Source organism: Rhizobium nepotum 39/7 (assembly GCF_000949865.1).
GTDB classification, from domain to species: domain Bacteria; phylum Pseudomonadota; class Alphaproteobacteria; order Rhizobiales; family Rhizobiaceae; genus Agrobacterium; species Agrobacterium nepotum.
This window is the reverse complement of sequence record NZ_JWJH01000002.1, coordinates 101,528-128,387: the sequence shown is the minus strand read 5'-3', so window position 1 is coordinate 128,387 and position 26,860 is coordinate 101,528. Positions and strand designations below refer to the sequence as shown.

The window sequence follows — 26,860 nt, the reverse complement described above, 5'->3', positions numbered from 1 at the left end:
CCGAGGGCGACAGGCTGAAGCCGGTCCGCCCTCGTTGTTCAATTCGGATCAATGCTCTTCGTACTGGCTGAAGGACGGGTCGGCCAGATCGGCAAAGCGGGTGAATTCGGCCTGGAAGGCGAGCTTCACCGTGCCGGTCGGTCCGTGACGCTGCTTGGCGATGATGACGTCGGCCGTGCCCTTCACCCGGTCGAAATGCGTTTCCCATTCGGTGTATTTCGGGTCGGCGGGATCGCGCGGCTCCATGTTCTTGACGTAATATTCCTCGCGGAACACGAACAGCACCACGTCGGCGTCCTGCTCGATGGAGCCCGATTCACGCAGGTCGGAGAGCTGGGGACGCTTGTCCTCGCGGCTTTCCACCGCACGGGAGAGCTGTGAAAGCGCGATGATCGGAACGTTGAGTTCCTTGCCCAGCGCTTTGAGGCCCGTGGTGATCTGGGTGATTTCCTGCACGCGGTTTTCGCCGCTTTTGCCAGCCCCGGTCATCAGCTGAATATAGTCCACCACCAGAACGTCGAGGCCACGCTGGCGCTTCAGGCGGCGGGCGCGGGCGGAAAGCTGGGCGATGGAGATACCACCGGTCTGGTCGATATAGAGCGGCACTTTCTGCATCATCTGGGAGCAGGCGACGAGCTTTTCGAAATCGGCCTCGGTGATCTCGCCGCGGCGGATTTTCGAGGATGAGACTTCGGTCTGCTCGGAAATGATACGGGTCGCCAGCTGTTCGGACGACATTTCGAGCGAATAAAAGCCGACAACGCCGCCGTTCTTCGCCTTGAACGAACCATCTGGCTGGACTTCCTGATCATAGGACGCCGCGATGTTATAGGCGATGTTGGTGGCAAGCGAGGTTTTACCCATGCCCGGACGACCGGCAAGAACGATAAGGTCGGACCGCTGCAGGCCGCCCATGCGGGCGTCGAGCGAATGAATGCCGGTGGAAATGCCAGAAAGATTGCCGTCACGCTCGAAGGCAGCACCCGCCATGTCGATGGCCAGCGCCACCGCATCGTTGAACGACTGGAAGCCGCCGTCGTAACGGCCGGTTTCCGCCAGTTCGAACAGGCGGCGTTCGGTATCTTCGATCTGCGTCTGCGGCGGCATGTCCAGCGGCGCGTCATAGGCGATATTGACGACATCTTCGCCGATCTGGATCAGCGCGCGGCGCAGCGCCAGATCGTAGATCGCCCGGCCGTAATCTTCCGCATTGATGATCGACACGGCTTCGGCGGCCAGACGCGCGAGATATTGCGCCACCGTCAGGTCGCCGATCTTGTCGTCGGCCGGCAGGAAGGTCTTGATCGTTACCGGATTGGCGGTCTTGCCCATGCGGATGATATCGCCCGCCACCTCGAAAATCTTGCGGTGCAGGGGTTCGTAGAGGTGCACGGGCTTCAAAAAATCCGACACGCGGTAATAGGCGTCATTGTTGACGAGAATGGCGCCAAGCAGCGCCTGTTCCGCCTCGATATTGTTCGGGGCCTCGCGATAGTGCGGTTCCGCCGGTTGCGCGGGGGTGATCTTTCTCACAGCGTCGTTCATGGTTTGCGCGATCTCCCTTTGCCTTTGTGCTTAAACCTTGGGTTTGGCGTTCTGGGGCATGGCAGTCAATGATATTGTTGCAACACTACACCGCAGGCTGACGTCCGCTCTGCAAAGCTGGATCACATCTTCAGTTGTCCCCAGCAATCCACAGGCGGGTGAGGGACGGACCCGGTTTGAGGGCCCCGGAATTTCATGGCAATGTGATTCGCTGCCATGAGTTTACCGCATGGCAGACCCGGCATGAAAGAAACTTGAAAATCGTCAGGTCTCCGAATAAATAGGCAGTAAATAAGTAGTGTGCTAATTATAAGGCTTACTGATATGTCCCGCGAAACCGACAAGGAACAGCTTCTGGACGAGGTTTCCGCCTTCACCCGCAAGCTGCGCGCATTTTTCGACGCGCGGGTAGGGGAAAGCGGTCTGACGCTTGCGCGTGCGCGTGCGCTTTTCGCCCTGTCGCGGCGCGGGCCGCTGACCCAGACGGAACTCGCCGAGGAAATGGAAATAGAAACGCCGACACTGGTGCGTGTGCTTGATGGCATGGAGAAACAGAACCTCATCGAGCGCCGCTCCGATGAGACCGACCGCCGTGCCAAACGCATCCACATGACGGCGGAAGGGGAGAAAACCTCCGAGACGGTGCAGGCGGTGGCAAAGGCGCTGCGTTCGGAAATCGCCGCCGATGTTTCCTCGCAGGATCTGGCGATGGCGCTGGATGTCATGCGCAGGCTTTCGGCCAATCTGCAAAACCTCGCGGCCGGGAGGGTGCAATCGTGAGAACGGTCATCCCGCAAACAGCCGATCAGGGCGTTTCCGAAAATGCCGACGCTGGCGAGACCGCGCCGGAACCCGGCGCTGCCGCCGCGCCGCAACCGGTGGAGCGTCCGGTATGGCTGCGGCTGTGCTTCATCTTCGCGGGCCTGTCGTTCTTCATCACTCAAGGGCTGGGCATGAACCTCCTCATGGCCAATCTCTATCAGTTGCAGGGCGAGTTTTCCGCCACGGTGGCCGAGGTCGCCTGGCTCTCCGCCGCCTATATGGCGCCCTATGCCACGTTTTCCGTCGCGCTGTTCAAGGTGCGAACGCAATATGGATTGCGGCCCTTTGCCGAACTTTCGATTATCGTCTTCGTGGTCGCTTCCTGTCTCAACCTGTTCGTAACGGACCTGCATTCGGCGATCGTTATTCGTTTTGTCAGCGGCATGGCTGCCGCGCCGATTTCGTCGCTCGGCTTTCTTTATATTCTGGAAGCCTTTCCGCCCGCGCGGAAATTTTCGCTCGGTTTCAGCATAGCGCTCACCGGCACCTTGCTGTCGGCACCGCTGGCGCGCATCGTCTCACCCTCCTTGCTGGAAATCGGCGGCTGGAACGCGCTTTATTCCATGGAAGTGGGATTTGCGCTGATTTCGTTCGCCATGATCTACGTGCTCAAGGTCACGCCGCCGCCGCGTGCGAAAGTCATCGAGCGCATGGATATTCTGAGCTATCTTCTGCTTGCGGGTGGTCTTGGCTGCCTCGCGGTCATGCTGACGCTCGGCCGGTTCTACTGGTGGTTCGAAACATGGTGGCTGGGCGTGCTTCTGGCGATATCGATCACGCTTCTGACGCTGATGGCCTTCATCGAATTGCCGCGCAAAAACCCGCTGCTCGACCTGCGCTGGATTTTCTCGAAAACCAACCTGCATGTCATAGCGGTCTTGCTCATCTACCGTGCGGTTTCCTCGGAGCAATCCTCGACGGCGGTGAGCTTTTACCAGCAGCTTGGCCTTTTGAACGACCAGACGATCACGCTTTATGCCCTGGTGCTTCTGGCGACGGTGCTTGGCGGTGCGGCATGCGCATGGCTGATGCTGACGAAATACGTCGATACGGCCCACGTGATTGCGCTGACGCTGATTGCCGCCGGATCGTTCATGGACAGCCAGTCCACCAATCTCACGCGGCCGAGTGAAATGTATCTCAGCCAGATGATGATCGCGTTTGGCGCCGCCATGTTCCTGCCGCCTGTGATGGCCAAGGGATTTGCCGCCGCACTGGCGCGCGGCGCGCCCTATCTGGTGAATTTCATCACCATCTTCCTGTTCACCCAGATCACCGGATCGATGCTGATGACCGGGCTGCTTGGCAGTTTCGTGACGCTGCGCGAAAAATTCCACTCCAATATCCTGGTGGAGAATATCCTGCTCACCAACCCCGTTGTCGCCCAGCGTGTGTCGCAGCTTTCCGGCGCTTACAGCCACGTCATCACCGATCCGGCGCTGCTGAAGGCCGAGGGACTTTCCCTTCTTGGCCAGCAGGTCAGCAAGGAGGCCTATGTGCTCGCCTATAACGACACGTTCCTGCTGATATCAGTTGTTTCGGCGCTGGCGCTCATCGCGCTTTTGATCCACCTTGCATGGCTGCGCATCCGCCCGTTCCTTTTGGGGAACAGTGTCGATGTGGCACCGGCACAACAGTCTTGAACCCTCCAAGAGTGATAAAATGCTGAAGAAGTTTTTTACCCCCGTTTCCATTCTCGTGCTGCTCGGCGGCCTGGCCGGTGTCGCGCTCGTGCTTTACGCCTGGCGCCTGCCGCCGTTCCTCTCCACCGTCGAAATGACCGACAACGCCTTCGTGCGGGGTTACGTCACGACGATGAGCCCGCAGGTGAGCGGCTATGTCGTGGACGTGCCGGTCAAGGATTATCAGGAGGTCAGCCAAGGCACGTTGCTGGCGAAGATCGACGACCGCATCTACCGCCAGAAACTGGCGCAGGCGGAAGCCACGCTCGACACCCATAAGGCCGCGCTCGACAATTCCCGTCAGCAGGAAAACGCCGCCAACGCCAATATCCGGTCCAGCGATGCTGCGGTCGATAGCGCCGAGGCATCGTTGAAGCAGGCGCAGCTTGCCTCCGACCGTCAGGATAACCTCATCAGGAGCGGTGCCGGTACCTCCAGCCTGCAGGAAGAGGCGCATGCCGGACTGGAAAAGGCGCGGGCGTCGCTGTCGCAGGCGAAAGCAGCACTCGAGGTCTCGCGGCAGGATTTGCAGACGATCATCGTCAACCGCAGCTCCCTGCAAGCCGCCGTCGCCAATGCCGAGGCCGCTGTCGAACTCGCAAAAATCGACCTCGACAATACCGAAATTCACGCGCCGGTGGATGGCAGGCTCGGTGAAGTCGGCGTGCGCACCGGCCAATATGTTACGGCCGGAACGCAATTGATGGCCGTCGTGCCGCATGACGTCTGGGTCATCGCCAACTTCAAGGAAACTCAGCTTGCGGGCATGCAGGTCGGCCAGCCGGTGACGATCTCGGTGGATGCCCTGCATCGCCGCAAGCTCAACGGCCGCGTCGAGCGGTTCTCGCCCGCCACGGGATCGGAATTCGCCGTCATCAAACCCGACAATGCGACCGGCAACTTCGTGAAGATCGCCCAGCGTCTCGGCGTTCGCATCGCAATCGATGCCGATCAGCCGCTGGCAGCGGATCTGTCGCCGGGCATGTCGGTGGTTGTACATGTGGACAAGAGCACGTCGCCCGAGGGGGCGGAGACGGCGGCGAAGTAGCAGCGCGTACCTTGAGCGTGCGGCGAGGGAGGCACCCCCCTCTGTCCTGCCGGACATCTCCCCCTCAAGGGGGGAGATCGACCCGAGGCGAGGTCTCGCCCATCTCACAGTCAGGGAATGAAGTTGAGGTAGCGCGTCTAGCTGATCTCCCCCCTTGAGGGGGAGATGCCCGGCAGGGCAGAGGGGGGTATCTCGCGGCATACTCCACGTCACCGCCAAAAACCAAAAAACCCCGGATGTCACCATCCGGGGTTTTCCTCTGGCCGCTAAGCCAAAATCTTATTCGTCGTCGCCGTTGCCGTCAGCTTCCGGATCGAAGAAGTCTTCCGGACGCAGTGCGTCTTCGTCAACGCCGTAGATGGCGTCGGCCGAGGTGAGGCTTTCGCCCTTGGATTGACGTTCAGCTTCTTCGGCAGAACGGGCAACGTTCAGTTCGACCTGAAGCTCGACTTCGGCGTGCAGGTGCAGGGTAACGTCGTGCAGGCCGATGGTCTTGATCGGCGTGTTCAGTTCAACCTGGTTGCGGCCGATGTTGAAGCCTTCGGCAGCCAGGATATCGACGACGTCGCGAGCAGCGACAGAGCCGTAAAGCTGGCCGGTTTCGCCAGCCGAACGGACGACGATGAAGGATTTGCCTGCAAGCGCTTCGGCAACCGTCTGGGCTTCCGACTTGCGCTCGAGGTTACGGGCTTCAAGCGTTGCGCGCTCGGTTTCGAAACGGGTCTTGTTGGCGGCGTTGGCGCGCAGCGCCTTGCCCTGCGGCAGCAGGAAGTTACGTGCGTAACCGTCGCGAACCTTTACGGTTTCGCCCATCTGGCCGAGCTTGTTGATGCGTTCGAGAAGAATAACGTCCATCTTCTTGATCCTTTCTATGTGTTGGTTTCGTTCGTATTGTCAGTTTTCCGCGTCGGGGTGAGGGAGATCGTGCTGCGCACGTCGCTCAATCCCAATACGAGAATGATAAGCAGCGGAAAGACGAAGACCGCCGAGAGATAGGCGAGGATGAGGACCGGCAGACGCCAGTCCTTGCCGCGCGCGCGTTTGTGCAGCGAGGCGTAGCCTGCCATCAGGAAGCCTGCGCCGAATGTGCCGCAGACGACCGCGCCGATCATGGCCGCGACGCCTCCGAAGAACATGGCGACGATGCCGCCGAGGAAAACGAAGATCGCGTTGCGGTGCATGCGCAGCGCGGAAGGAATGTCTTCGCGTGGGCGGAGGCCCTTGCCGAAGGAACCGACCAGCCGGGTCGCGAAATAATAGGCCGCAAACAAAAGGATGACCCAGAGCCCGCCCTGAACGATCGGCAGCATCAGAACCAGCAGCGACTTCGTCTGCGCCAGCGCCTCGGCATTAGGCTCGAACAGCGGTTCGCGGCTCTGCACGGAGGTCATCATCAGATCGACCATGCGGGAGACGAGATCGGGACCGTAACCGATCATCCAGCCGAGAATGACGACGGCAATCGCAACCAGAAGGCAAAGATGCAGGGCGATGCCGGACAGCGGATACCAGGCGAGCAGATCATCCGGGCCGCCGAGTTCGGAGGCCGGGCGCGCCAGATTGGCAAGATGCGAAAGCCAGCCCGCCGGGATCAGCGTGAAGATCGCGATGGTCAGCGAGAAAAGCGGCGATATGACGAGTGCGCCGATGATGGCGGTGGTGATGATCGCAACAACGGCGGCGCGGTTGCCCCAGCCCATGCCGGCGATGAAGATGGGCATGGCCGATGCGGCATAGAGCAGGAAGGAAAAGGACGACTGTGCCGTTGCGCCAAGCGTTAGAAACGCGGCGCATATTCCGGCGAGAACGCCTGATATCAGCACTGTCTGGTTCAACTTTTGCACTTCGCTGTCCTGCTGGAACTTGAGCAGTTAGAGGACCGGTCCAATCAGGATCGTCGTCCCCAACATGGGATTTATGGTATCGATCCGCGCCCAACGCGGAAGGATCAGTAATTTTCGACCCGCTGATTAAGAGTCAGTGGATTGAGAAAAACGAGGCCGCGTGCAAAACGCAGCCTCGCTTCAAATCATTACGCTACGACGTAAGGCAGCAGGCCGAGGAAACGCGCGCGCTTGATCGCCTGGGCGAGTTCGCGCTGCTTCTTCTGGGAAACGGCCGTGATGCGGGAAGGAACGATCTTGCCGCGCTCGGAAATGTAGCGCTGCAGAAGACGAACGTCCTTGTAGTCGATCTTCGGAGCGTTTGCGCCGGAGAAGGGGCACGTCTTGCGACGGCGGTGGAACGGGCGGCGTGCCTGGGAAGAGGATGTATCAGCCATTGGTCAATTCTCCTTATGCACGGTCTTCGCGCGGACGGCGCGGACGGTCTTCGCGGTCGCCGAAGCCACCTTCGCGCGGCGGACGGGGACCACGATCTTCACGCGGGCCACGGTCCGGACGGTCGCCATCGCGGCGCGGACGGTCGTCACGGTCGCGCTTCTGCATCATCGCGGACGGGCCTTCTTCGTGGGCTTCGACGGCGATGGTCATGTAGCGAAGAACGTCTTCGTTGATGCGCATCTGGCGCTCGATTTCATGGATGGCAGGCGCCGGAGCGTCGATGTCCATGAGAGCGTAGTGAGCCTTGCGGTTCTTCTTGATGCGGTAGGTAAGGGACTTCAGACCCCAGTTCTCGACGCGTCCGACTTTACCGCCGAACGATTCGATAACGCCCTTGTACTGCTCGACAAGTGCGTCAACCTGCTGGGCAGAAATATCCTGCCGGGCAAGGAAGATGTGTTCGTAAAGAGCCATTTAAGCTTTGCCTTTCTTGCGTTTCGTCCTTCACCCGGCAACGGCGCTAAGCCTCAACGACTGCTCTTGGATGGGCGGTAAAGCCCTAAAGCAAGAAAAGCGTTGTTCGAGACGGTCGAGAGCGGAGACACGGGAGGCCGGAAAAACCTTATGGTTCCTGCTGTTTCGTTACCGAAACCAGCCCTCCGTTCAGCCACCAGCCAATTGGACCGGGTGTTGTGAACAGCGCGCTTATACCCATTTCTGCCTGGAATGCAAGGACCGGGGGCGAAAAAGCGCGCCGTGATGGTGTCAGATCGGCATCGGATACTGACGATGGATCGCCGCGATGCTTGTCAGCACCTCGTCGGACAAGCTCACATCGGCTGCCGCGATATCCACCTTCAACTGTTCCATTGTCGTTGCACCTATGATGACCGAAGCCATGAAGGGGCGGGTCAGGCAGAAGGCGATCGCGAGGTGCGCCGGATCGATCTCGTATTTGTAGGCCAATTCAAGATAGGCCTTGACCGGCGCTTCCTGAAGCGGCTGCAGGCGGCCGCCGAGATCCTGATTGATGGTTGCGCGTGATCCCGCTGGGCGTGCGCCGTTCTGGTACTTGCCGGTGAGCAGCCCCGCCGCCAGCGGCGAATAGGCGAGCAGGCCGACATCTTCGTGATGGGCGACTTCCGCCATGTCGAGATCGAAGGTGCGGTAGAGCAGGCTATATTCGTTCTGGATGGTGGCGACGCGCGGCAGGCCGCGGGCCTCGGCGATATCGATATATTTCTGGGTGCCCCAGGCGCTCTCGTTGGAAAGGCCGATGGCGCGGATCTTGCCGGCTTTCACCAGTTCGCCGAGCGTATCGAGCTTCTCGGTGATTTCGGCAAGCGTGCGTTCTTTTTCCTGACCGAAAGCATCGAAGCTCCAGGCGCCGCGGAAATGGTAGGTGCCACGGTTCGGCCAATGGATCTGGTAGAGGTCGATATAATCCGTCTTCAGGCGCGCGAGGCTGGTATCCACTGCCTCGCGGATGGCGCTCGCATCGATATCGCGTCCGCCGCGAATATAGTCGCGACCGGAACCGGCGACCTTGGTGGCGAGCACGACCTGATCGCGCTTGCCGGTTTTTTCGAACCATGTGCCGATATAGTCTTCCGTCCGTCCCTGCGTTTCGGCGGAAACCGGGGTGGTAGGGTAAAGTTCGGCCGTATCGAAGAAATTGACGCCATTTTCGACGGCGTAATCCATCTGCGCATGCGCTTCGGCTTCAGTGTTCTGCGTGCCCCACGTCATCGTGCCAAGGCAAATTTCGGACACGGAAATACCCGTGCGGCCCAATAGTCTCTGTTTCATGAAAATGTCCCGATGCTTGGCGAGATGGTTTGAAAGGTGGCATGAAAGTAGTCGGGAATTGCCGCAGTGCAAGAAAAAATATGATTAAAGATTAAGGGGAAAATAGGCAGGCAATGCCTCGTGGAAGGGCCGCCGGGGCGCTCAAGCCTTGACTCCGCAGGCCGGAATGTGAATGGAAGTCGAAAAGAATAAAGGCAAGGCCAGAAAAGAAGGACCACATCCCATGGGTATTGCATTCACATTTCCCGGTCAGGGAAGCCAGGCCGTCGGCATGGGCAAGGAACTCGCCGACACCTATGTCGAGGCGCGCGCGGTTTTCGAAGAAGTCGATGAGGCGCTTGGCCAGAAACTTTCCGATATCATGTGGAACGGCCCGGAAGAAACGCTGACGCTGACGGCAAACGCCCAGCCAGCCCTTATGGCGGTGTCCATGGCGGTCATGCGGGTTCTCGAAGCGCGCGGTCTCAAGCTCTCCGATGCCGTCTCCTATGTCGCAGGCCATTCGCTCGGCGAATATTCGGCACTCTGTGCCGCCGGCACTTTCTCTATTGCCGATACCGCCCGGCTTCTCCGCATCCGTGGCAATGCCATGCAGGCCGCCGTACCTGTGGGCGAGGGCGCCATGGCGGCGATCATCGGGCTGGAGCATGATGTGGTTTCCAGCATTTGCGAAGAAGCCGGCATTCTCGGCGTCTGCCAGATCGCCAATGACAATGGCGGCGGCCAGCTGGTTATCTCCGGTGGCAAGGCGGCTGTCGAAAAGGCTGCGGCGATCGCTTCCGAAAAGGGCGCCAAGCGCGCCATCATGCTGCCGGTTTCCGCGCCCTTCCACTCCGCACTGATGGCGCCTGCCGCAGAAGCGATGCGCGAAGCGCTGGCGGCTGTCGAAAAGAAGAACCCGATCGTGCCTGTTATCGCCAATGTGCGCGCCGTTCCCGTTTCCGATGCCAACGAGATTGCCGCCCTGCTGGTCGAGCAGGTGACCGGCCAGGTGCGCTGGCGCGAGACGGTGGAATGGTTCGCCGCCAACAATGTGACGCAGCTTTACGAGATCGGTTCCGGCAAGGTGCTGACGGGCCTTGCCCGCCGCATCGACAAGACGGTGAACGGCGTTGCCGTCAACGGCGCTGCCGATATCGACCAGCTTCTGGCAACCCTGATAGGCTGAGAGCGGACTTTCCCCGTAACGGCCTTTTGTTTTACGGTAATTCCCGAAGCAATTCCGCTAAAAGGCTTTTGCGGAATTACTTTGAATTTTGTTTTTACGCATGTCTTTGTCCCAAAACCGCTGCACATTTTTGGGAGACATGCTTCGGAGAAGGAACGGACCATGTTTGATCTGACAGGCCGCAAGGCTCTCGTAACCGGCGCGACCGGCGGCATCGGCGAGGAAATCGCCCGCCTCCTGCACAGCCGGGGCGCCACCGTCGGCCTGCACGGCACGCGCGTTGAAAAGCTCGAGGCGCTGGCGGCGGAACTTGGCGATCGCGTCAAGATTTTCCCGGCCAACCTTGCCGATCGCGCCGAGGTCAAGGCGCTCGGCGAAAAGGCCGAGGCCGAGCTGGAAGGCGTCGATATTCTCGTCAACAATGCCGGCATCACCAAGGATGGCCTCTTCGTGCGCATGAGCGACGAGGACTGGGACAATGTCATCGAAGTGAACCTGACTGCGATGTTCCGCCTGACGCGCGAGCTGACGCATCCGATGATGCGCCGCCGCTTCGGCCGCATCATCAACATCACCTCCATCGTCGGCGTCACCGGCAATCCCGGCCAGGCCAACTACTGCGCCTCCAAGGCCGGCATGATCGGTTTTTCGAAGTCGCTGGCGCAGGAAATCGCCACCCGTAACGTCACCGTCAACTGCGTGGCGCCCGGCTTCATCGAAAGCGCCATGACCGGCAAGCTGAACGACAAGCAGAAAGAGGCCATCATGGGCGCCATTCCCATGAAGCGTATGGGAACTGGAGCCGAAGTCGCTTCGGCCGTTCTTTATCTGGCCTCCAATGAAGCGGCCTACATGACCGGGCAGACCCTGCACGTCAATGGCGGCATGGCGATGATCTGACGCCGGCTCAAAGACGTCTTGAAAAGATTGCGGCGCTATTTCAGCACCTTCTTGGGTAGCCCGGCGCTGCAAGACCCTCCATGCCGGTTTCCGGCGAAATTGCCTGTCATACGTTGTGCTTAGCGCGTTTTCAGGCTTTTCGACCGATTGAAACCGTGTTAATCGGGCCAAGACTGTGAACAGTCGTCCCGGAGAGACAGGAAGCCGTTGCGATTTTGCGCGACGATGTCTAGCTTGGACCGGGTTGAACGGGTTTGCCAGCGGTGCCGGATTTGAACGGCGCATGAGGGCTTCTAACAGGGCAGGGTGCCGTAAGGCATTCCCTTCAAAATAAAGGTCGAGGAAACCGACATGAGCGATATCGCAGAACGCGTAAAGAAAATTGTAATTGATCATCTGGGCGTCGACGCCGACAAAGTTGTTGAAGGCGCAAGCTTCATTGACGATCTGGGCGCTGATTCGCTCGACACCGTTGAACTCGTCATGGCTTTCGAAGAAGAGTTCGGCGTCGAGATTCCCGACGACGCAGCTGACTCGATCCTGACTGTCGGCGACGCCGTCAAGTTCATCGAGAAGGCCCAGGCCTGATCGACCTGTATCGGGGAGGTGTCATAACCTCCCGTCTTGGCCCGGCTTGTCCGGGCCAATATTTTATCGTGAGACCGACAATATTGCAGCGCTTGTCCTCGCCGTTTCGTGGTGCGCGGTGCTGCAAAGAAGACTGATGATTTGGATAAGGGCGGAGCGTTGACGATGAGGCGTGTCGTTATCACCGGTACCGGCATGGTATCTCCTCTTGGATGCGGAACGGAAGTGACCTGGGAGCGGCTGTTGGCCGGCCAGAACGGCGCCCGTCTCGTGACCGAGTTCGAAGTCGAAGACTTGCCCGCAAAGATCGCTTGCCGCATTCCCGTCGGCGATGGCTCCAACGGCACCTTCAATGCCGATGACTGGATGGAAGTCAAAGAGCAGCGCAAGATTGATCCGTTCATCCTTTATGGTGTGGCCGCTGCCGACATGGCGCTTGCCGACGCCGGCTGGCATCCTGAAACGGACGAGGACCAGATCGCCACCGGCGTTCTGATCGGCTCCGGCATTGGCGGTCTGGAAGGTATTGTCGAGGCGGGTTACACGCTGCGCGACAAGGGCCCGCGCCGCATCTCTCCATTTTTCATTCCCGGCCGTCTGATCAACCTTGTTTCCGGCCATGTTTCCATCCGCCACAAGCTGCGCGGGCCGAACCATGCCGTGGTGACGGCCTGCTCGACCGGTGCGCATGCCATTGGCGATGCCGCCCGGATGATCTCGTTCGGTGACGCCGACGTCATGGTTGCGGGCGGTGCCGAATCGCCGGTCTGCCGCATTGCGCTTGCCGGCTTTGCCGCCTGCAAGGCGCTTTCCACCCAGCATAATGACGATCCGCAAAAGGCGTCCCGCCCCTATGACCGCGACCGTGACGGTTTCGTCATGGGCGAAGGCGCCGGCATCGTCGTTCTGGAAGAACTGGAACATGCCAAGGCGCGCGGCGCGAAGATCTATGCCGAAGTCGTCGGTTACGGCCTTTCCGGCGATGCCTACCACATCACGGCTCCGTCCGAGGATGGCGATGGCGCATATCGCTGCATGGTGATGGCGCTGAAGCGCGCCGGCCTGACGCCTGCTGATATCGACTACATCAACGCCCACGGCACCTCCACCATGGCCGACACGATCGAGCTTGGCGCGGTCGAGCGGCTTGTCGGTGATTCGGCTTCGAAAATCTCGATGTCCTCGACCAAATCGGCCACGGGCCACCTTCTCGGTGCAGCCGGTGCGATCGAGGCGATTTTCGCAGCACTTGCGATCCGCGACAACATCGTTCCGCCGACGCTGAACCTCGACAATCCCGACGTGGAGACGAAGATCGATCTGGTGCCGCACAAGGCGCGCAAGAGGCAGGTCGACGTCGCCCTGTCGAACTCCTTCGGTTTCGGCGGCACCAACGCCTCCCTCGTGCTGCGCCGTTACGAAGCTTAAATCGCAAAGACTACCCGGCGCCGCAAACTGCCTGAGGCGAATGCGGCTCCCTCCTGCCGGGTGCTGAAGGCACGCTCTTCTTTTGAAGAACGTATTGCGGCTTGCGAAAGCCATTTTGATTTTCGCGCCGATATTGTAGTCGTTTACAGGAGACGGTTTGCCGGTTTCGGAATGGTTTCCTGCTGCGGGCGGATCTCCCGCCGCAGACGGCTTCCCCGACCGGCTTTGCCGGAAACGACGATTCGTGAAGGAAGACAATGAGGTCTTCACGATGTCTCTATGTGGTGCAGGAAGATATTCCGAACCTGTTTTTGCCGCATTACCTGCGCAAAAAGCGCTGACAACGCCGAACTGAAAAGGACCGACGGTGAGCGACACGAACCAGAACAGCCAGGGATCATACGGACGAGACGGTGCGGGCGAGGGCAATCGCGGCCCGATCATCCCGAAATCTCCGACCGAGGCGCTGCGCCCGGAAAAAGTGCCGGCTCCGCCCAAGCGCTCCCGCAAGGCCCATGGCCAGCTGGTGATCTTCCTGAATTTTCTGATGACGCTTGCGGTTGCCGTCTGCGTGCTTGCAGTTGCGGCTTTCTATTACATGATCAACGCGTTCCAGGAGCCCGGTCCGCTTCAGACGAATACGCATTTCACGGTACGCAATGGCGCAGGCCTGATTGAGATCGCCAATAATCTCGAGCGCAACGACGTCGTCTCCAATGCCCGTGTCTTCCGCCTGATGACGGGCAGCTACCTGCAAAAAGACCAGACGCTGAAGGCGGGTGAATACGAGATCAAGGCCGGCGCATCGATGAAGGACATCATGATGCTGCTGGAATCCGGCAAGTCGATCCTTTATTCCGTGTCGCTGCCCGAAGGTCTGACCGTCAAGCAGATGTTCGCGCGCCTTGGCGCAGACGAGATACTGGATGGCGAACTGCCCGCAGCCCTACCGCCGGAAGGCAGCCTTCGTCCCGATACCTACCGCTTTACCCGTGGTACGAAGCGCGAGGAAATCATCAACCAGATGAGTGCGGCGCAGGACAAGCTCATCGACATGATCTGGGAACGACGTGATCCCGACCTGCCGATCAAGACGGTCGAGGAATTCGTGACGCTCGCCTCGATCGTCGAAAAGGAAACCGGCAAGGACGACGAACGCGCCCATGTCGCCTCGGTCTTCTACAATCGCCTGAAGAAGGGCATGCGCCTGCAATCCGATCCGACGATCATCTACGGTCTGTTCGGCGGCGACGGCAAGCCTTCCGACAGGCCGATCTATCAGTCGGACCTGCAAAAGCAGACGCCGTTCAACACCTATGTCATCAAGGGCCTGCCGCCGTCTCCCATTGCCAATCCGGGCCGGGCCGCGCTCGAGGCAGTTGCCAATCCGTGGCGCACCGACGACATATATTTCGTCGCCGATGGCACCGGCGGCCACGTATTTGCAAAGACGCTGGACGAGCACAACGCCAATGTGCGCCGCTGGCGCAAGATAGAGGCGGAAAAGGCGGCTTCAGGCGCCAATCCCGATGTCGTCGTGGATGGTCAACCCGGCGGCGCGGAAGCGGAAAAACCGGCCAATAACTGATAATCCTGACCGGGCCTTGTCATCACAAGGCCCGGTTTTTTGCACGGCATGAGGGGGCTTTCTGAATATGACATTGCAATCGATGACCGGGTTCGCGCGCAGCGAGGGAACGTCCGGCCGTTACCGCTGGGCGTGGGAATTACGCTCGGTGAACGGCAAGGGGCTCGATGTGCGCCTGCGTCTGCCCACCGGTCTGGAAGCGCTGGAGACGGGCCTGCGGGAAATCGCGGGCGGACATTTTTCCCGCGGCAATGTTCAGGCGGGCTTGACGCTGGCGATTGCGGAAAACCGGTTGGAGGCGGTGATCAACCGCGATGCTCTCGCCGCTGTTCTGGCTCTCAAGCAAGAACTTGTCGGCGTCGTCGACGACAAGCCACTGAGCTTCGATACGCTGCTGTCGCTGCGTGGGCTGGTCGATTTTCGCGAGGCGGAAGATGATGCGCAGGCACAGGCCGCACGCAACGCCGATGTGCTTGCCGGCTTTGCCGTCGCCGTCGAGAAGCTGAAGGACATGCGCGAGCGGGAAGGGGCTTCGCTGTTTGCCATCCTGTCCGGCCAGATCGACAGGATCGAGCAACTTGCTGGCCTTATCGAGAGCGATCCCTCCCGCCAGCCGGAACAGATTGCCGCAAGGCTTGCCCAGCAGATCGCCCTCATCGGTGAGGGCATGCACGGGCTGGATCGTGACCGTCTTCACGCCGAGGCGGCGCTGATCGCCACCAAGGCGGATCTGCGCGAAGAGGTCGACCGGCTGCGCGCCCATGTCGAGGCGTCGCGCGAGCTTTTGGCCAATGGCGGGCCGGTCGGGCGCAAGCTCGATTTTCTTGCACAGGAATTTAACCGCGAGTCGAATACAATCTGTTCCAAATCGAACGCCAGTGCGGTAACCGCAGCAGGCATAGAGCTGAAAGTGGTTATCGACCAGTTCCGCGAGCAGGTCCAAAATCTGGAGTAGACCCATGGCCCCGGTGAACAATTCCCCTGTTACGATTGCCCGCAGAGGGCTGATGCTGGTGATTTCATCGCCATCGGGCGCGGGCAAATCCACGATCGCGCGCAACCTGCTCGACAAGGACAAGAATATCAGCCTGTCCGTCAGCGTGACAACGCGTCCGCGCCGGCAGAGCGAGATCGAAGGCATCCACTATCACTTCATTTCCAAACGCGACTTCGAGCGTCTGCGTGACAGTGACGAGCTTCTGGAGTGGGCCGAGGTTCACGGCAATTTTTACGGCACGCCGCGCGAGCCGGTGGAAGTGGCGATGGCGGCCGGACGCGACATGCTGTTCGACATCGACTGGCAGGGCGCCGAGCAGCTTCAGGACAAGATGAAGGCGGATGTCGTTTCGATCTTCATCCTGCCGCCGACCATGACCGAACTGCAATCGCGCCTGCACCGCCGCGCCGAAGACACCGAAGCCGTTATCCAGACTCGGCTCATCAATTCCCGCGCCGAAATCGAGCATTGGCGCGACTATGACTACGTCATCCTCAACGACGACCTGCAGGCGGCCTTCGAAGCCGTCGAGGCGATCGTCAAAGCCGAACGCGTCCGCCGCGACCGCCGCCACGGCATGTTCGATTTCGTGCGCGAACTGCTTGCGGAAGAGCCGCAGCTCGGCTGAACACCGTTTTTGTTCTACTTCTGGAGTGACGACGGCAAATCGACTTGAATTCCCAACGGAAGGAAGTGCTTCAAGTTTTCGGTTATGACAGTCAGACTATAGACCTGAGCGGTGGCGGCAATGATCAGGTCGCCAAGCCCGGGATGACGGCCTTTGCTGTTTGCCATATCTTCCATCGCGCCCGCTATACGGGCAACCACGATATCCATTGGTAGTATTCGATCCCCGAAGTTTTCGGTCAGCGCGTTTAACCAGTCATTCAGTCGTTTGGCGCGACCGACCGCGCCTTTGCGATCAAGATATCCTATTCCCTTTTGGATTTCCGCAACGGTCATTGCTGACAGATAAAGTGCATAGGCCTCGCCTTGCACATGGAACCATGCGCGGGTGGCTTCGGAGGGTGTAGGTTTGTCGGGGGCAAGCCGGGATATGATATTGGTATCGAGCAGAAAGCCGTTACTCAAAATCGATTTCCCGCATGGTCGATGGATTGCGCGCCAAATCCACACCGCCTGGATAGGTCAGCAGAAAATCCCCGAAATTGGGGCGCGGCGTCTTCAGCGCCTTTTTTGCGGCTTCGGCCGCCTCAACGGAAACGAGCACCGCGGCCGGTTTGCCGTGACGTGTGATCGTCACGAACTCGCCTTTCGCTGCTTCATCAATCAGTGTGGCAAAACCGGCTTTTGCTTCGGCGACGCTCATGCTCGACATGTCTGCCTCCAAAAATGACCATATATGGACACAATAGTAGACCGCAGGCTTGCAAGCAACCGATGTCGTAACCGTCTGCCCAACCTGACCTTACAGGCAATTGGCCAGCGTCACGAATTCCTCGACCGAGAGCGTTTCCGCCCGTCGTGTCGCGTCGATGCCCGCTTTTTCCAGCAGGGTTTCACCCCCGAGGCTCTTCACGCTCTGGCGCAGCATCTTGCGGCGCTGGCCGAAGGCGGCTTCCGTTACCTTTTCGAGCTTGGAGGCATCGCAGGGCAACGGCTTTTCCCTCGGCAGCAGGTGCACGACGGTCGAGGTGACCTTAGGCGGCGGGCTGAAGGCTTGCGGCGGGACGTCGAAGGCCATTTCCGATACCGTGCGCCAGCCGGTGAGAACGCCGAGGCGACCGTAATGGTTGTCGCCTTCTTCCGCCACGATGCGCTGGCCGACTTCCTTCTGGAACATCAGCGTCATGGAGAGCCAGAAGGGCGGCCATTCCTTCGGCAGCAGCCAGTTGACCAGTAATTGCGTGCCGACATTGTAAGGCAGGTTGGCGATGATCCGCACAGGCTCGCCGGCCGGAACCAGAGCCTCGAAATCGGTCTTCAGCGCATCGCCCTCGATGACTTCGAGACGTCCGGGATAATGCGCTTCGATTTCCGCCAGCGCAGGCAGGCAGCGGCTGTCCCGCTCAATGGCGATCACCTTCTTGGCGCCGAGCGAAAGAATGGCGCGGGTAAGGCCACCGGGACCGGGGCCGACCTCTATCACCGTGACGCCTTCGAGCGGTCCGGCCGTTCTGGCGATCTTCTGGGTGAGATTGAGATCGAACAGGAAATTCTGCCCGAGCGACTTCTTCGCATCGAGCCCGTGGCGCTGGATGACATCGCGCAGCGGCGGCAGTCCATCTATTGCGGCCATTATGTGTTGACCTTGCTGCGAAGGGAAATCTCCGCCGCCATCTTCAGTGCGGCGACAAGGCTGGTCTCGCTGGCAATGCCCTGGCCGGCAATGCCGAAGGCGGTGCCGTGGTCGGGCGAGGTGCGGATGAAGGGCAGACCGAGCGTGACATTGACGGAATCATCAAAGCCGAGCGCCTTGGCCGGGATGAGCGCCTGATCGTGATACATGCACACGGCGACATCGTAGCGCCTGCGGGCGGCATCGTGAAACATCGTATCGGCGGGCAGGGGACCGAAAGCGTCGATCCCGTCTTTCCGCAATCTCATGGTCGCGGGGTGAACCACGTCGCGGTCCTCGATCCCGAGCGCGCCGTCTTCACCCGCATGCGGATTAAGCCCGGCAACAGCCAGACGCGGCGCCTCAATGCCGAATTTCTGCCGGAGATCCGCATCGATGATGCGGCAGGTCGCAACGATCAGCTCTTCCGTCAGTGCCGCTGGCACGTCTTTCAGGGGAATATGGATCGTCACCGGCACGACACGGACCTTGGGTCCGGCAATCATCATCACCGGCGTTACCTGCTTGCCGGTTAGGCGCAAGGCCAGATCGGCGAGAAATTCCGTGTGGCCGGGGAAACCGAAGCCCGCTTCGTAAAGCACGGATTTCGCAATCGGATTGGTGACGACGGCGGAAGTCTTGCCCTCGACAGTCAAGGCAACGGCGGTTTCGATCGCCTTGATTGTCGCATGGGCGGCTCCGACATGCGGCTGGCCCGCCTGAACCTCAAACCCGACGGGAAGGGGAAGGACGGGAAAAGCACGGTCGAACAGGCCGACGGCGTCCGCTGGATTGCAGGTCTCGATATTGACCGGGATACCGATCAGCGCCGCACGGCTCGCCACCACATCGGGATCACCGATGAAGATGAAGGGCGCTACGCCGTTCTCCCGGCGTCTGGCCCAGGCGGCGATGGCGATATCGGGGCCGATACCGGCTGGGTCTCCCTGTGTCAGGGCAAGCGGCAGGGATGCATGTGTCACGGAAAGGCCGGGCTCTCGTATCAGGTGTTGACGATCTGCGCCTTCTTGCGCAGTTCATCCATATATTTCTTTTCGTTGGGGTTCTCGCCGTCCTTGGCCTTCATCAGGTCTTCGGACTTGAACACCATTTCCGCCGCATAGTCGTCCGAAACCTGACGCTGCTTGCAGATCGCCAGATATTCGACGCCCTTCTCGGTCACGCGCGTTCCGGTGGTGCCGCCTTCCTTGGTCTTTTCCACCAGCGCCTTCCAGTCATCCGGCAGCTCAGGCGCCAGCATCCGGCCGAGATCCTTGATCGCGACGTCGCGCATGGTCGCGGCGAAGGTCATGGCCTGCTCGCAGCCGGGATAACGCTTGCGCGAGGCTTCAGCCTCGGCCTTGCGCTTGCCGGTAATGGCGTTGCGCTTCGATTCGGGGATGACGAAGATCACCTGCTGCAGGAAATATTCCGTCACGACCGGCTTGTCGCCGCGCTCTTTCAGGCGGGTGACGAGATCCTGCGTCGACATCTTGCCGCGCGCGCCGTAACGGGCGTTCACGAGACGCGGCCAGCTCATCTGCACGGCGATGAAGGATTTGAAATGATCGGCGCCGACACCGGCCTTGGAAAGGACCTGCGACAGCTGCTCCGGTTTCATCTTGTTGTTGCCGGCAAAGCGCGCGAAAGCCGCATCGACTTCTTCGGTGCTGACAGACATTTTCACCCGGCCGATTTCCTCGCGTTTCAGCGCCTCGTCGACCAGCTGCTCGCGCGCCTTTTCGTTGAGATTGCCCGACTGGCGCTGCAATTTCAGAAAGGCGACACGCTTTGCAATATCGTCATTGGTGATGGGGGTCTTGTTGACGACGATCTTGACCGTGCTGTCGGCGAGGGCCTGGCCGGTATAGGGCAGAACGGCCATGGGAACGGCGAATATCGCAAAGGCGAACGCAGCGCCACGCAAAGCCGTCTTTCCGAAATTCATCATATCCTTCTCCCTTTCGTCGGGCAGGGTCCTGTTCCCCGTCCCGGCAATCTGTTCTGTCTGGCGATGGGGAGTAATTCCGCACCCTTGGTCTTTCAGACCCACATTTGTCCATCCGCACCGCGAATTTGCCACGTATATATCATCGCGATCTGCAAAACGGCAATGTCGGTCTGTTGAAAGAAAACCCGATACGGTTTTTACACCGGCAGGACACTGGCGCGATGTTGCGGCAAAACCGTGACTTTTACTGTTCGAATAGCAAAAAGGCAGGCCGTGATGCTGTGGGCCTGCCTTTAAACTCAGTAATTGTTCGGCTTCCAGCCGATATCCATGTCGGCCCAGTCCTCGTTTGCAGAACCGACGCTGACATCGCCGAGCGTACGGAACGCCAGTCGGGCATTGACCGACCAGTCATTGGCGGCCTGGCGGCTGGAATTGATATTGCCCTCGTCGGAATAGCTGACCGTCAAGATCGTGCATTCATCCTGATAGGCGATGCCAATACGGCGCTCGGCGGCAAATTTTCCGTTCAGATCGTAGTTGATCGAGCCGAACAGCGACCAGTTGTCGTCCATGCGCAGCGAACCGGAGGCCTGAACGATATCGCGGTCTTCGTTGTAGCCGTATTTCGGCTGTTCCTTGACCTGCGTATAGCTGAGCTTGCCCGTGATGCGGCGATCCGAATAGCTGATGCCCGTTTCCGACCGGTTGATGTCGAAATCGTCCTTGTCGAGACGGATGCTGGACGAAAGCGACAGGCCGATCGGTGCATCGAAAGCAGCCATGGCGACGTAATCCGAACGGTCGGATTCGAGGCCGGAATCGGCGCCGGCATTGACGAGATCGTAGGAGGCGAAAGAGTTGTCGCCCGCCAGATGGAACGACTGGCCGGCAATGGCGCGAATGCCGTAGCCATTGTCGAACGTGCCGTTATAGCGGAAGCCGATATTCGCGCGTGTGCCGCCCTCGATCCGGTCGAAACCGGAGAACTTGTCGCGCTCGAACAGATTGGTCGCATCGAACACGAAAGCCTGCGCATCCTCGTTGGGGAAACGACCGGCATATTGCTCGTTCGGACGCACGAATATCTGCGCGATCGGCTCGATCACATGGCTGCTGTTCAGCGCCGTGAAGAGCCAAGGGTAACGCACTTCGATCCCGCCTGTCACCATGCCGCGCAACGTCGCATCGTCACGCATCATGCCGTCATAGGCATAGGAAGTGCCACCCGAGGTGAAGCTTGCCGGAGACATGTCCGTCCAGAGCGCGTCGCCGCGCGCCGCAAGGATCGGTGTGATCTGCAGGCCGCTGTCCATCGTGAAGGTGCGCTTCCACTCGGCTTCGGTGGAAAGACGCGTATAGTCGCCTTCAAGTCCGTTGAAGCGGGGATAGCCGCCCATCGCATAGGAATCCTGCGTCACGCGGGTGATGCTGGTGAAGTTGGTCGTCAGCGAAAGTTCGCCGCCATAAATCGGATCCGGCACGAAGTAGCGGTAATCCATCACCGGATGGACGATCGCCTGCTTGCGTTCCTTGAGTTCGGAATTGTCCGTATCCTGAACGTTGAAATAATAACCGCGGGCATCGAAGCTGTTTCGCTCGCCCATGCCGCTCAGATAGATCTGGTTGGTCTGGACGTCGTTTTTATAGCCCTTCAGATTATAGGTGCGCGAAAAGTTGTTGTCCGTCTGCACCATAGCGTCCCAGCCGAACGCCCAACGCGGATTGATGCTGAAGTTGCCCTTGCTCGCGATCATGCCGCGCTCGTCGTTCAGCGCGTCGCTGGTGCCAGCGGTAAACGTATCGGAGGATTGCTGGCTGATGCCGGCAATCGTCAGCGTATGCATGCCGGTCTCGAAGCGCTGACGCAATTCCGCCTGCAGAAGCAGACCCTGCGTCGTGTAATAGGTCGGCGTGACGGTTACATCCGATGTGTCGGAAAGAACCTGGAAATAGGGCACACCGATGCCGAAACCGAGATTGCTGGTAATGCTCATCTGCGGGAACAGGAAACCCGACTTCCGCTTTACCGTATTATCAGGAACGGTCAGGAACGGCACATAAGCGATCGAATGGCCGAAAAGCTGCAGACGCGCTTTTTCGAGCCGGATCGTATGGGTCTTTCCATCCTGAATGACGCGCTCCGCTTTCACCTGCCACAGGGGCGCCTTTTCGGGGCGCTCGGCGCAGGGCAAACAGGCGGTATAGACGCCGTTGTTGAGGACCATCCGGTCGCCTTCGAGCCGTTCGGCGCTCTCGCCCGCAATGCGGGTATTGTCCGGGGTCTCGACGCGCAGCGCATTGACGAAGCCCTGACCGAAATCGTCGGTGACATCCATCTCGTCGGCATAGATCTTGTTGCCGCCTGGCTCTATCAGTTCGATATTGCCATGGGCGATCACGCGGCCGGTCTGCTGATTATATTCCACTTGCTGGGCCACCATGCGGTAGCCCGAATAGTGCATGCGAACCACGCCCTTCGCGATGACGCGCTGGGCGTCGCGATTATAGGTCAGTTCATTTGCCGTAAGCAGGAGTTTCGAATCGTCTTGGCTTCCGGGCGCAAGCAAGCCACCCTGGCCGAAAGCGACCGGGCTGGATGCCAAATATGCGCACACAGCGGCACCTGTCAGAAGGGCCGTCCAAAGCCGCCTGATATTCCCGCGGTCATATACCGCCACTAGCCGTCCTCCTGATGAAGCAGAATGGTTGCCCCCAAAGCCAACGCCACGACGACTGGAACCCAGACCGCGACGGTGGGAGGGACAACGCCACCACTCCCGAATGCCCTTACGAGCACGGTTACTACATAAAGCACGAAGCCGGAAACGATTCCACCCAGAATCACGGAGCGCGATTGGGCGAAGCGGCTGAACTTTAATGAAACGGTCGCGGCGATCAAGGTCATCGCAACCAGAAGCAGGGGCGTCGATAGCAGGAAATGATACTGCGTCTCAAGCGCTTTTGAAGACAGTCCAAAAGACTTTGCAACTTCGATCTTGTGGGAAAGATCAAAGAAAGCAACGGTTTCCGTCTGCGTCATACGTTCCTGGACGAATTCTCGTCTCAGATTGGTACTGATCCGCGTGCTCTCTTGCCGAACTGGCACATGTCCGGCGCGGGTTTCCGTAACCCCGTTAAGAAGCCAGTAACCATCTTCCAACTTTGCCGACTTCACGTCCTGCCGCGAGACGATGTTTCCGTCCTTGTCGAGGTGGATCAGAACCACGTCGAGAAGCAGCCTGCCATTGTCCTCGAAGCTCTTGGCGCCAATGATCGTATCCTGGCCGCCGCTTGATTGGCGCATCCACGGAATGATGTCCTGCTGACGGCCGCCGCTGCCTTCGTTACGCCAGCCGGCCTCCATCGACAGCGACCGGTTCTGGCCCCATGCCGCGATAGGGTTGAGGACGACGACGGAGAGGACGCCGAGAATGACCGCTCCGAAAACGAAGGGAAGGATGAATTGCCAGGCGGAGACGCCCGCCGCGCGCGTGACAACCAGCTCGTAACGCCGGTTGAGCGAGATCAGCGTCGTCATGCCGACGAAGAGGGCGATGAAAGGAACGGTCTGCTGCAGGATCAGCGGCAGGCGAAGCGCGGTCAGGCCGAGCGCGCCCGGCACCGAATAGCCCGGCACGCCGGACATGCGCCGCGCCGTCTCGCTGAAATCGGCGAGATAGATGATCGACGACACGCCGAGCAGGAACCAGATGGCCGTGATCAGGTATCGTTTGAGGAAATACCGGGCGAGGGTGTTGAAAATCACGTGTTGCCGCTCCCGGTGCTGCGCGCCAGCCGGCTGGAGAAAACACGGCGTATCCGGCCTGCCGCATCCGCGATGACATTCGGCATTCTCGGCTTGCGGCCGGTGAGCAGAAAGAGGGCGGCAGCGCCGCCGCTGAGACCCGGCACGGCATAGACCAGCGGAATGAACGCCGCGCTCTGCTTGACCTGATTGGTGACGTAAAAACCGAGCCAGCGCAGCATGAACGCTGTCACAAGTGCTGCGACCATCGGATGCATGCGCGCTTCGCGATGCGAGCGCGCGTCGGCGGCGATGACCAGCGAGATCAGCGCAAAGGCGAAGGCGAACATCCAGTCCGAGAGGCGCTTGTGCAACTCGCTGCGGAAGCTCTCCGGAGACCGCTTGTAGCTCGCATTGTTCTCATCGGGCGAGAGAAGGAAACCGAGGCTGGCATCGCCCGGAGAAAGCGACGGTTCGGAATCCTGCTTTTCCGACATGGTCGAAAGGTCGAAAGCGTAGGACAGGAACTTGACCACCGATACCTTGCCATCGGGCGTCTTCTGCTGCACCTCGCCGTCGCGCATGGTCAGCGACGTGCCGCTTTCATCGATCATGCCTTCCTTGGCGTAATAGATGAGATCGAAATTCGGATCGCGGCGGTCGGCGACGAACAGGCCCTTGAGGATACGGCCCTGCCGCTGGGCGATCTGCACGTAAAGGCCGTCCTGAACGGCGCGGAAGGTCTTTTCCTCGATCACCGAGGACAGGAGGTCGGCATAGGCAGCCGCCACCATCTGTCGGGCCGAGCTGCGGGCAGGCGGCTCGATGAAGTTGGTGATGGTGAAGGAAAACGCGCTTAGAACCGCGGCCAGAATGAGAACCGGGCGAAACATGATCGAACGGGGCGATCCGGCCGCGTCGATGATGGCGAGCTCCGAATCGTTGTTCATCGCCGTGAATGTCTGGGTGATGCCGATGACGAGGGCGAAAGGCAGGACGACAGGGATCAGCGTCGGCAGGATCATCGTGGCGAGCGCCATGAAGGAGCCCATCGACTGGCCGGTATCGGTGACGAGATTGATTCTCTGGAGAACCTGGATGGTCCAGATGATGGCCAGCACCGGCAGCAGCGCGACCAGAAACATCTGCGTTGTCCGCCGCAGGATATAGTTCTCGAGAAGCTTCATACTGCCCTTGTCGACATTGTTTTTCCGCGTGGTAGCCCGCCGGATTTCAGCCTATCTAATCGCATCGTTTGCAATTGGCTATTCCGGCTCGCTCACAAATATGTTTTGCGCGACGATTTTTCCACTGCCTGTGTCTTTTTGTGGAACAAGCTGTCAGTTTCATGACGCAGCTGAGCATTCCGCAAAAATACCTTTCCTTTAAAGAATATGGCCCTTTAAAGAATGCAGACTTTGAAAAATGTAGGGTTGCGCCGGGGGCCGAAAAGGCCATGATCGTGCGCATCATGCAAGTCGTCCACGAAGAGCAGGAAAACATGTCCGCCAAATTCGATATTTCTTTCGCCAATTCCGCCTCGCTTGAAAATGCCCTTGCCGTTGTGCTGCAAGCCTCGGGTGAGGCGCAGGCCGCAGCCGGTCAATCGGAGGCCGATCCGGACGGCGTGATTGCCAGGGCGGCAAAGATTTCGGGCTTTTCCGCAAAGTCGATGGCAACGCTCGACGTGATCGCGCCGCAGGGTTCGAGCGCCGACAGGCTGCTCGTCATCGGTCTCGGCAAGCCGGCGAAACTCAACGCTCATGACTGGCTGCGCGCCGGCGGCACCGCCGCCGCCAATTTCAGGAAGGCGGACAAGGTCGCCGTCTACCTCGATGCTCCGGGCGTCGAGGTCGGTGCGCAGGCGGCTGCGGATTTCGCGCTTGGCCTTCTGCTGCGCGGCTACAGTTTCGATGCCTACAAGACCAAAAAGAAATCCGACGACGAAAAGTCGCCGAAGAAAGTCGACGTCGTCATCGTCACGGCAGCCCATCAGGAAGCGGAAAAGGCCTTTGCCGTGTCCGAGGCTGTGGCGGGCGGCGTTATTCTGGCGCGCGACCTCGTCAACCTGCCGCCGAACGTTCTCGGCCCCGTTGAATTTGCCGAAAAGGCCGATGAGCTGAAGAAGCTGGGTGTCGAAGTCGAAATTCTCGGTGAGAAGGAGTTGAAGAAGCTCGGCATGAATGCGCTTCTCGGCGTGGCGCAGGGTTCTGCGCGTCCGCCCCGGCTTGCGGTGATGCAGTGGAATGGCGGCTCCAAGAAGGATGAGCCGATCGCCTTTGTCGGCAAGGGCGTCGTTTTCGATACCGGCGGCATTTCGCTGAAGCCCGGCCTCAGCATGGAGGACATGAAGGGCGATATGGGCGGCGCTGCGGCCGTGACCGGCCTCATGCATACGCTTGCTGCGCGCAAGGCGAAAGCCAACGTCATAGGCGTCATCGGTCTGGTGGAGAACATGCCTGATGGCAATGCCCAGCGTCCGGGTGACATCGTCACCTCCATGTCCGGCCAGACCATCGAGATCATCAATACCGACGCCGAAGGCCGGCTGGTTCTGGCCGATGCGCTCTGGTACACCAAGGAACGCTTCAGCCCGAAATTCATGGTCAATCTCGCCACTTTGACGGGAGCGATCACGGTTGCGCTCGGCAATCTCCAGGCCGGTCTTTTCTCCAATGACGACGAGCTGGCCGCGCGTCTTTCGCAGGCGGGTGACGTGACGGCCGAAAAGCTGTGGCGCATGCCGCTCGGCAAGGATTACGACAAGATCATCGATTCCAAGTTTGCCGACATGAAGAACAGCTCCGGCCGTCTGGCGGGCTCCGTCACCGCCGCGCAGTTCCTCAAGCGTTTCGTGGGCGAGACGCCGTGGGCGCACCTCGATATCGCCGGCACTGCCATGGGATCGCCGCTGACCGAGATCAACCAGTCCTGGGGATCGGGCTACGGTGTGCGGTTGCTGAACGAACTCGTTCGCGCCCATTACGAAGATTGACGCGACCGGA

At 59.8% G+C, this 26,860-nt stretch carries 25 protein-coding genes; 11 read left to right on the top strand and 14 right to left on the bottom strand.

What is annotated here, in order from left to right; genetic code table 11:
• Nucleotides 1–48: 48 nt before the first annotated feature.
• Nucleotides 49–1,545, bottom strand: coding sequence for a replicative DNA helicase (locus RS75_RS02205; protein ID WP_045016913.1), 1,497 nt, complete (start codon nt 1,543–1,545; stop codon nt 49–51).
• 324 nt (nt 1,546–1,869) lie between these two features.
• Here RS75_RS02205 and RS75_RS02200 point away from each other — a divergent pair, with 324 nt between their 5' ends.
• The 3 genes from RS75_RS02200 to RS75_RS02190 are packed head-to-tail and all read left to right on the top strand — an operon-like array spanning nt 1,870 to nt 5,097.
• Nucleotides 1,870–2,325 (top strand): MarR family winged helix-turn-helix transcriptional regulator, encoded by a 456-nt coding sequence (locus RS75_RS02200; protein WP_045016911.1) that lies wholly within the window; start codon nt 1,870–1,872, stop codon nt 2,323–2,325.
• The gene (locus RS75_RS02195) at nt 2,322–4,010 is read left to right on the top strand and encodes an MFS transporter (RefSeq protein ID WP_045016909.1); all 1,689 of its coding nucleotides are present in this window, start codon (nt 2,322–2,324) and stop codon (nt 4,008–4,010) included. The genes RS75_RS02200 and RS75_RS02195 overlap by 4 nt, the downstream gene beginning before the upstream one ends.
• Before the next feature lie 19 nt (nt 4,011–4,029).
• Nucleotides 4,030–5,097: an HlyD family secretion protein gene (locus RS75_RS02190; RefSeq protein WP_045016907.1), complete on the top strand. Its 1,068-nt coding sequence runs from the start codon at nt 4,030–4,032 to the stop codon at nt 5,095–5,097.
• A gap of 279 nt (nt 5,098–5,376) precedes the next feature.
• Here the strand turns inward: RS75_RS02190 and rplI are convergent, their stop codons facing one another.
• The 5 genes from rplI to RS75_RS02165 all read right to left on the bottom strand — a co-directional run bounded on the left by rplI (nt 5,377) and on the right by RS75_RS02165 (nt 9,188).
• On the bottom strand, nt 5,377–5,952 hold the full coding sequence (gene rplI / locus RS75_RS02185) for a 50S ribosomal protein L9 (RefSeq protein WP_045016905.1): 576 nt from the start codon (nt 5,950–5,952) through the stop codon (nt 5,377–5,379).
• A gap of 14 nt (nt 5,953–5,966) precedes the next feature.
• Entirely contained in the window at nt 5,967–6,941 is a 975-nt protein-coding gene (locus RS75_RS02180) for a YybS family protein (RefSeq protein WP_045016902.1), read from the bottom strand.
• Nucleotides 6,942–7,129: 188 nt separating this feature from the next.
• Nucleotides 7,130–7,378 (bottom strand): 30S ribosomal protein S18, encoded by a 249-nt coding sequence (gene rpsR, locus RS75_RS02175; RefSeq protein ID WP_003496832.1) that lies wholly within the window; start codon nt 7,376–7,378, stop codon nt 7,130–7,132.
• A 13-nt stretch (nt 7,379–7,391) separates the two neighbouring features.
• Nucleotides 7,392–7,853 carry a 30S ribosomal protein S6 gene (gene rpsF, locus RS75_RS02170; RefSeq protein ID WP_045016900.1) on the bottom strand — a complete coding sequence of 154 codons (462 nt, stop codon included), beginning with the start codon at nt 7,851–7,853 and terminating at the stop codon, nt 7,392–7,394.
• Nucleotides 7,854–8,144: 291 nt separating this feature from the next.
• A complete protein-coding gene (locus tag RS75_RS02165) occupies nt 8,145–9,188 on the bottom strand; it encodes an aldo/keto reductase (protein ID WP_045016898.1) in 1,044 nt (347 codons plus the stop codon).
• Between the two features lie 223 nt (nt 9,189–9,411).
• Here RS75_RS02165 and fabD point away from each other — a divergent pair, with 223 nt between their 5' ends.
• From fabD to gmk, 7 genes are all read left to right on the top strand, one after another.
• Nucleotides 9,412–10,356, top strand: a complete 945-nt coding sequence (gene fabD / locus RS75_RS02160) for an ACP S-malonyltransferase (RefSeq protein WP_045017304.1) — start codon at nt 9,412–9,414, stop codon at nt 10,354–10,356.
• A gap of 162 nt (nt 10,357–10,518) precedes the next feature.
• The gene (fabG, locus tag RS75_RS02155; RefSeq protein WP_045016896.1) at nt 10,519–11,256 is read left to right on the top strand and encodes a 3-oxoacyl-[acyl-carrier-protein] reductase; all 738 of its coding nucleotides are present in this window, start codon (nt 10,519–10,521) and stop codon (nt 11,254–11,256) included.
• A gap of 351 nt (nt 11,257–11,607) precedes the next feature.
• Nucleotides 11,608–11,844 (top strand): acyl carrier protein, encoded by a 237-nt coding sequence (locus tag RS75_RS02150; protein ID WP_003502080.1) that lies wholly within the window; start codon nt 11,608–11,610, stop codon nt 11,842–11,844.
• 165 nt (nt 11,845–12,009) lie between these two features.
• Nucleotides 12,010–13,272: a beta-ketoacyl-ACP synthase II gene (fabF, locus tag RS75_RS02145; RefSeq protein WP_045017301.1), complete on the top strand. Its 1,263-nt coding sequence runs from the start codon at nt 12,010–12,012 to the stop codon at nt 13,270–13,272.
• A 367-nt stretch (nt 13,273–13,639) separates the two neighbouring features.
• Nucleotides 13,640–14,860 (top strand): endolytic transglycosylase MltG, encoded by a 1,221-nt coding sequence (mltG, locus tag RS75_RS02140; protein WP_045016894.1) that lies wholly within the window; start codon nt 13,640–13,642, stop codon nt 14,858–14,860.
• A 67-nt stretch (nt 14,861–14,927) separates the two neighbouring features.
• The gene (locus RS75_RS02135; protein ID WP_045016892.1) at nt 14,928–15,815 is read left to right on the top strand and encodes a YicC/YloC family endoribonuclease; all 888 of its coding nucleotides are present in this window, start codon (nt 14,928–14,930) and stop codon (nt 15,813–15,815) included.
• A gap of 4 nt (nt 15,816–15,819) precedes the next feature.
• Nucleotides 15,820–16,485: a guanylate kinase gene (gmk, locus tag RS75_RS02130; protein ID WP_045016890.1), complete on the top strand. Its 666-nt coding sequence runs from the start codon at nt 15,820–15,822 to the stop codon at nt 16,483–16,485.
• Between the two features lie 14 nt (nt 16,486–16,499).
• Here the strand turns inward: gmk and RS75_RS02125 are convergent, their stop codons facing one another.
• The 8 genes from RS75_RS02125 to RS75_RS02090 all read right to left on the bottom strand — a co-directional run bounded on the left by RS75_RS02125 (nt 16,500) and on the right by RS75_RS02090 (nt 25,042).
• Nucleotides 16,500–16,949, bottom strand: a complete 450-nt coding sequence (locus RS75_RS02125; RefSeq protein WP_045016888.1) for a type II toxin-antitoxin system VapC family toxin — start codon at nt 16,947–16,949, stop codon at nt 16,500–16,502.
• Nucleotides 16,942–17,196: a type II toxin-antitoxin system Phd/YefM family antitoxin gene (locus RS75_RS02120; RefSeq protein WP_045015831.1), complete on the bottom strand. Its 255-nt coding sequence runs from the start codon at nt 17,194–17,196 to the stop codon at nt 16,942–16,944. Before RS75_RS02120 ends, RS75_RS02125 begins: the two co-directional genes overlap by 8 nt.
• A 90-nt stretch (nt 17,197–17,286) precedes the next feature.
• On the bottom strand, nt 17,287–18,117 hold the full coding sequence (gene rsmA / locus RS75_RS02115; protein WP_045016886.1) for a 16S rRNA (adenine(1518)-N(6)/adenine(1519)-N(6))-dimethyltransferase RsmA: 831 nt from the start codon (nt 18,115–18,117) through the stop codon (nt 17,287–17,289).
• A complete protein-coding gene (gene pdxA, locus RS75_RS02110; RefSeq protein WP_045016884.1) occupies nt 18,117–19,139 on the bottom strand; it encodes a 4-hydroxythreonine-4-phosphate dehydrogenase PdxA in 1,023 nt (340 codons plus the stop codon). The genes rsmA and pdxA overlap by 1 nt, the downstream gene beginning before the upstream one ends.
• 20 nt (nt 19,140–19,159) lie before the next feature.
• The gene (locus RS75_RS02105; protein ID WP_045016881.1) at nt 19,160–20,107 is read right to left on the bottom strand and encodes a SurA N-terminal domain-containing protein; all 948 of its coding nucleotides are present in this window, start codon (nt 20,105–20,107) and stop codon (nt 19,160–19,162) included.
• A 299-nt stretch (nt 20,108–20,406) separates the two neighbouring features.
• The gene (locus RS75_RS02100) at nt 20,407–22,788 is read right to left on the bottom strand and encodes an LPS-assembly protein LptD (protein WP_045016880.1); all 2,382 of its coding nucleotides are present in this window, start codon (nt 22,786–22,788) and stop codon (nt 20,407–20,409) included.
• A complete protein-coding gene (lptG, locus tag RS75_RS02095; protein WP_045016878.1) occupies nt 22,788–23,876 on the bottom strand; it encodes an LPS export ABC transporter permease LptG in 1,089 nt (362 codons plus the stop codon). Before lptG ends, RS75_RS02100 begins: the two co-directional genes overlap by 1 nt.
• On the bottom strand, nt 23,873–25,042 hold the full coding sequence (locus RS75_RS02090; protein ID WP_045016876.1) for an LptF/LptG family permease: 1,170 nt from the start codon (nt 25,040–25,042) through the stop codon (nt 23,873–23,875). The genes lptG and RS75_RS02090 overlap by 4 nt, the downstream gene beginning before the upstream one ends.
• A 314-nt stretch (nt 25,043–25,356) precedes the next feature.
• Here RS75_RS02090 and RS75_RS02085 point away from each other — a divergent pair, with 314 nt between their 5' ends.
• Complete coding sequence (locus tag RS75_RS02085) at nt 25,357–26,850, top strand: leucyl aminopeptidase (protein WP_045017298.1); 1,494 nt, start codon at nt 25,357–25,359, stop codon at nt 26,848–26,850.
• Nucleotides 26,851–26,860 lie beyond the last annotated feature (10 nt).

Coding starts and splice junctions, on each gene's coding strand:
- rsmA (WP_045016886.1), bottom strand. CDS start 18,117: ATGGCCGCAATAGATGGACTGCCGCCGCTGCGCGATGTCATCCAGCGC.
- rplI (WP_045016905.1), bottom strand. CDS start 5,952: ATGGACGTTATTCTTCTCGAACGCATCAACAAGCTCGGCCAGATGGGC.
- RS75_RS02205 (WP_045016913.1), bottom strand. CDS start 1,545: ATGAACGACGCTGTGAGAAAGATCACCCCCGCGCAACCGGCGGAACCG.
- RS75_RS02090 (WP_045016876.1), bottom strand. CDS start 25,042: ATGAAGCTTCTCGAGAACTATATCCTGCGGCGGACAACGCAGATGTTT.
- RS75_RS02165 (WP_045016898.1), bottom strand. CDS start 9,188: ATGAAACAGAGACTATTGGGCCGCACGGGTATTTCCGTGTCCGAAATT.
- fabD (WP_045017304.1), top strand. CDS start 9,412: ATGGGTATTGCATTCACATTTCCCGGTCAGGGAAGCCAGGCCGTCGGC.
- RS75_RS02200 (WP_045016911.1), top strand. CDS start 1,870: ATGTCCCGCGAAACCGACAAGGAACAGCTTCTGGACGAGGTTTCCGCC.
- gmk (WP_045016890.1), top strand. CDS start 15,820: ATGGCCCCGGTGAACAATTCCCCTGTTACGATTGCCCGCAGAGGGCTG.
- RS75_RS02150 (WP_003502080.1), top strand. CDS start 11,608: ATGAGCGATATCGCAGAACGCGTAAAGAAAATTGTAATTGATCATCTG.
- RS75_RS02190 (WP_045016907.1), top strand. CDS start 4,030: ATGCTGAAGAAGTTTTTTACCCCCGTTTCCATTCTCGTGCTGCTCGGC.
- rpsF (WP_045016900.1), bottom strand. CDS start 7,853: ATGGCTCTTTACGAACACATCTTCCTTGCCCGGCAGGATATTTCTGCC.
- fabF (WP_045017301.1), top strand. CDS start 12,010: ATGAGGCGTGTCGTTATCACCGGTACCGGCATGGTATCTCCTCTTGGA.
- RS75_RS02085 (WP_045017298.1), top strand. CDS start 25,357: ATGTCCGCCAAATTCGATATTTCTTTCGCCAATTCCGCCTCGCTTGAA.
- RS75_RS02135 (WP_045016892.1), top strand. CDS start 14,928: ATGACATTGCAATCGATGACCGGGTTCGCGCGCAGCGAGGGAACGTCC.
- fabG (WP_045016896.1), top strand. CDS start 10,519: ATGTTTGATCTGACAGGCCGCAAGGCTCTCGTAACCGGCGCGACCGGC.
- RS75_RS02105 (WP_045016881.1), bottom strand. CDS start 20,107: ATGATGAATTTCGGAAAGACGGCTTTGCGTGGCGCTGCGTTCGCCTTT.
- rpsR (WP_003496832.1), bottom strand. CDS start 7,378: ATGGCTGATACATCCTCTTCCCAGGCACGCCGCCCGTTCCACCGCCGT.
- RS75_RS02120 (WP_045015831.1), bottom strand. CDS start 17,196: ATGTCGAGCATGAGCGTCGCCGAAGCAAAAGCCGGTTTTGCCACACTG.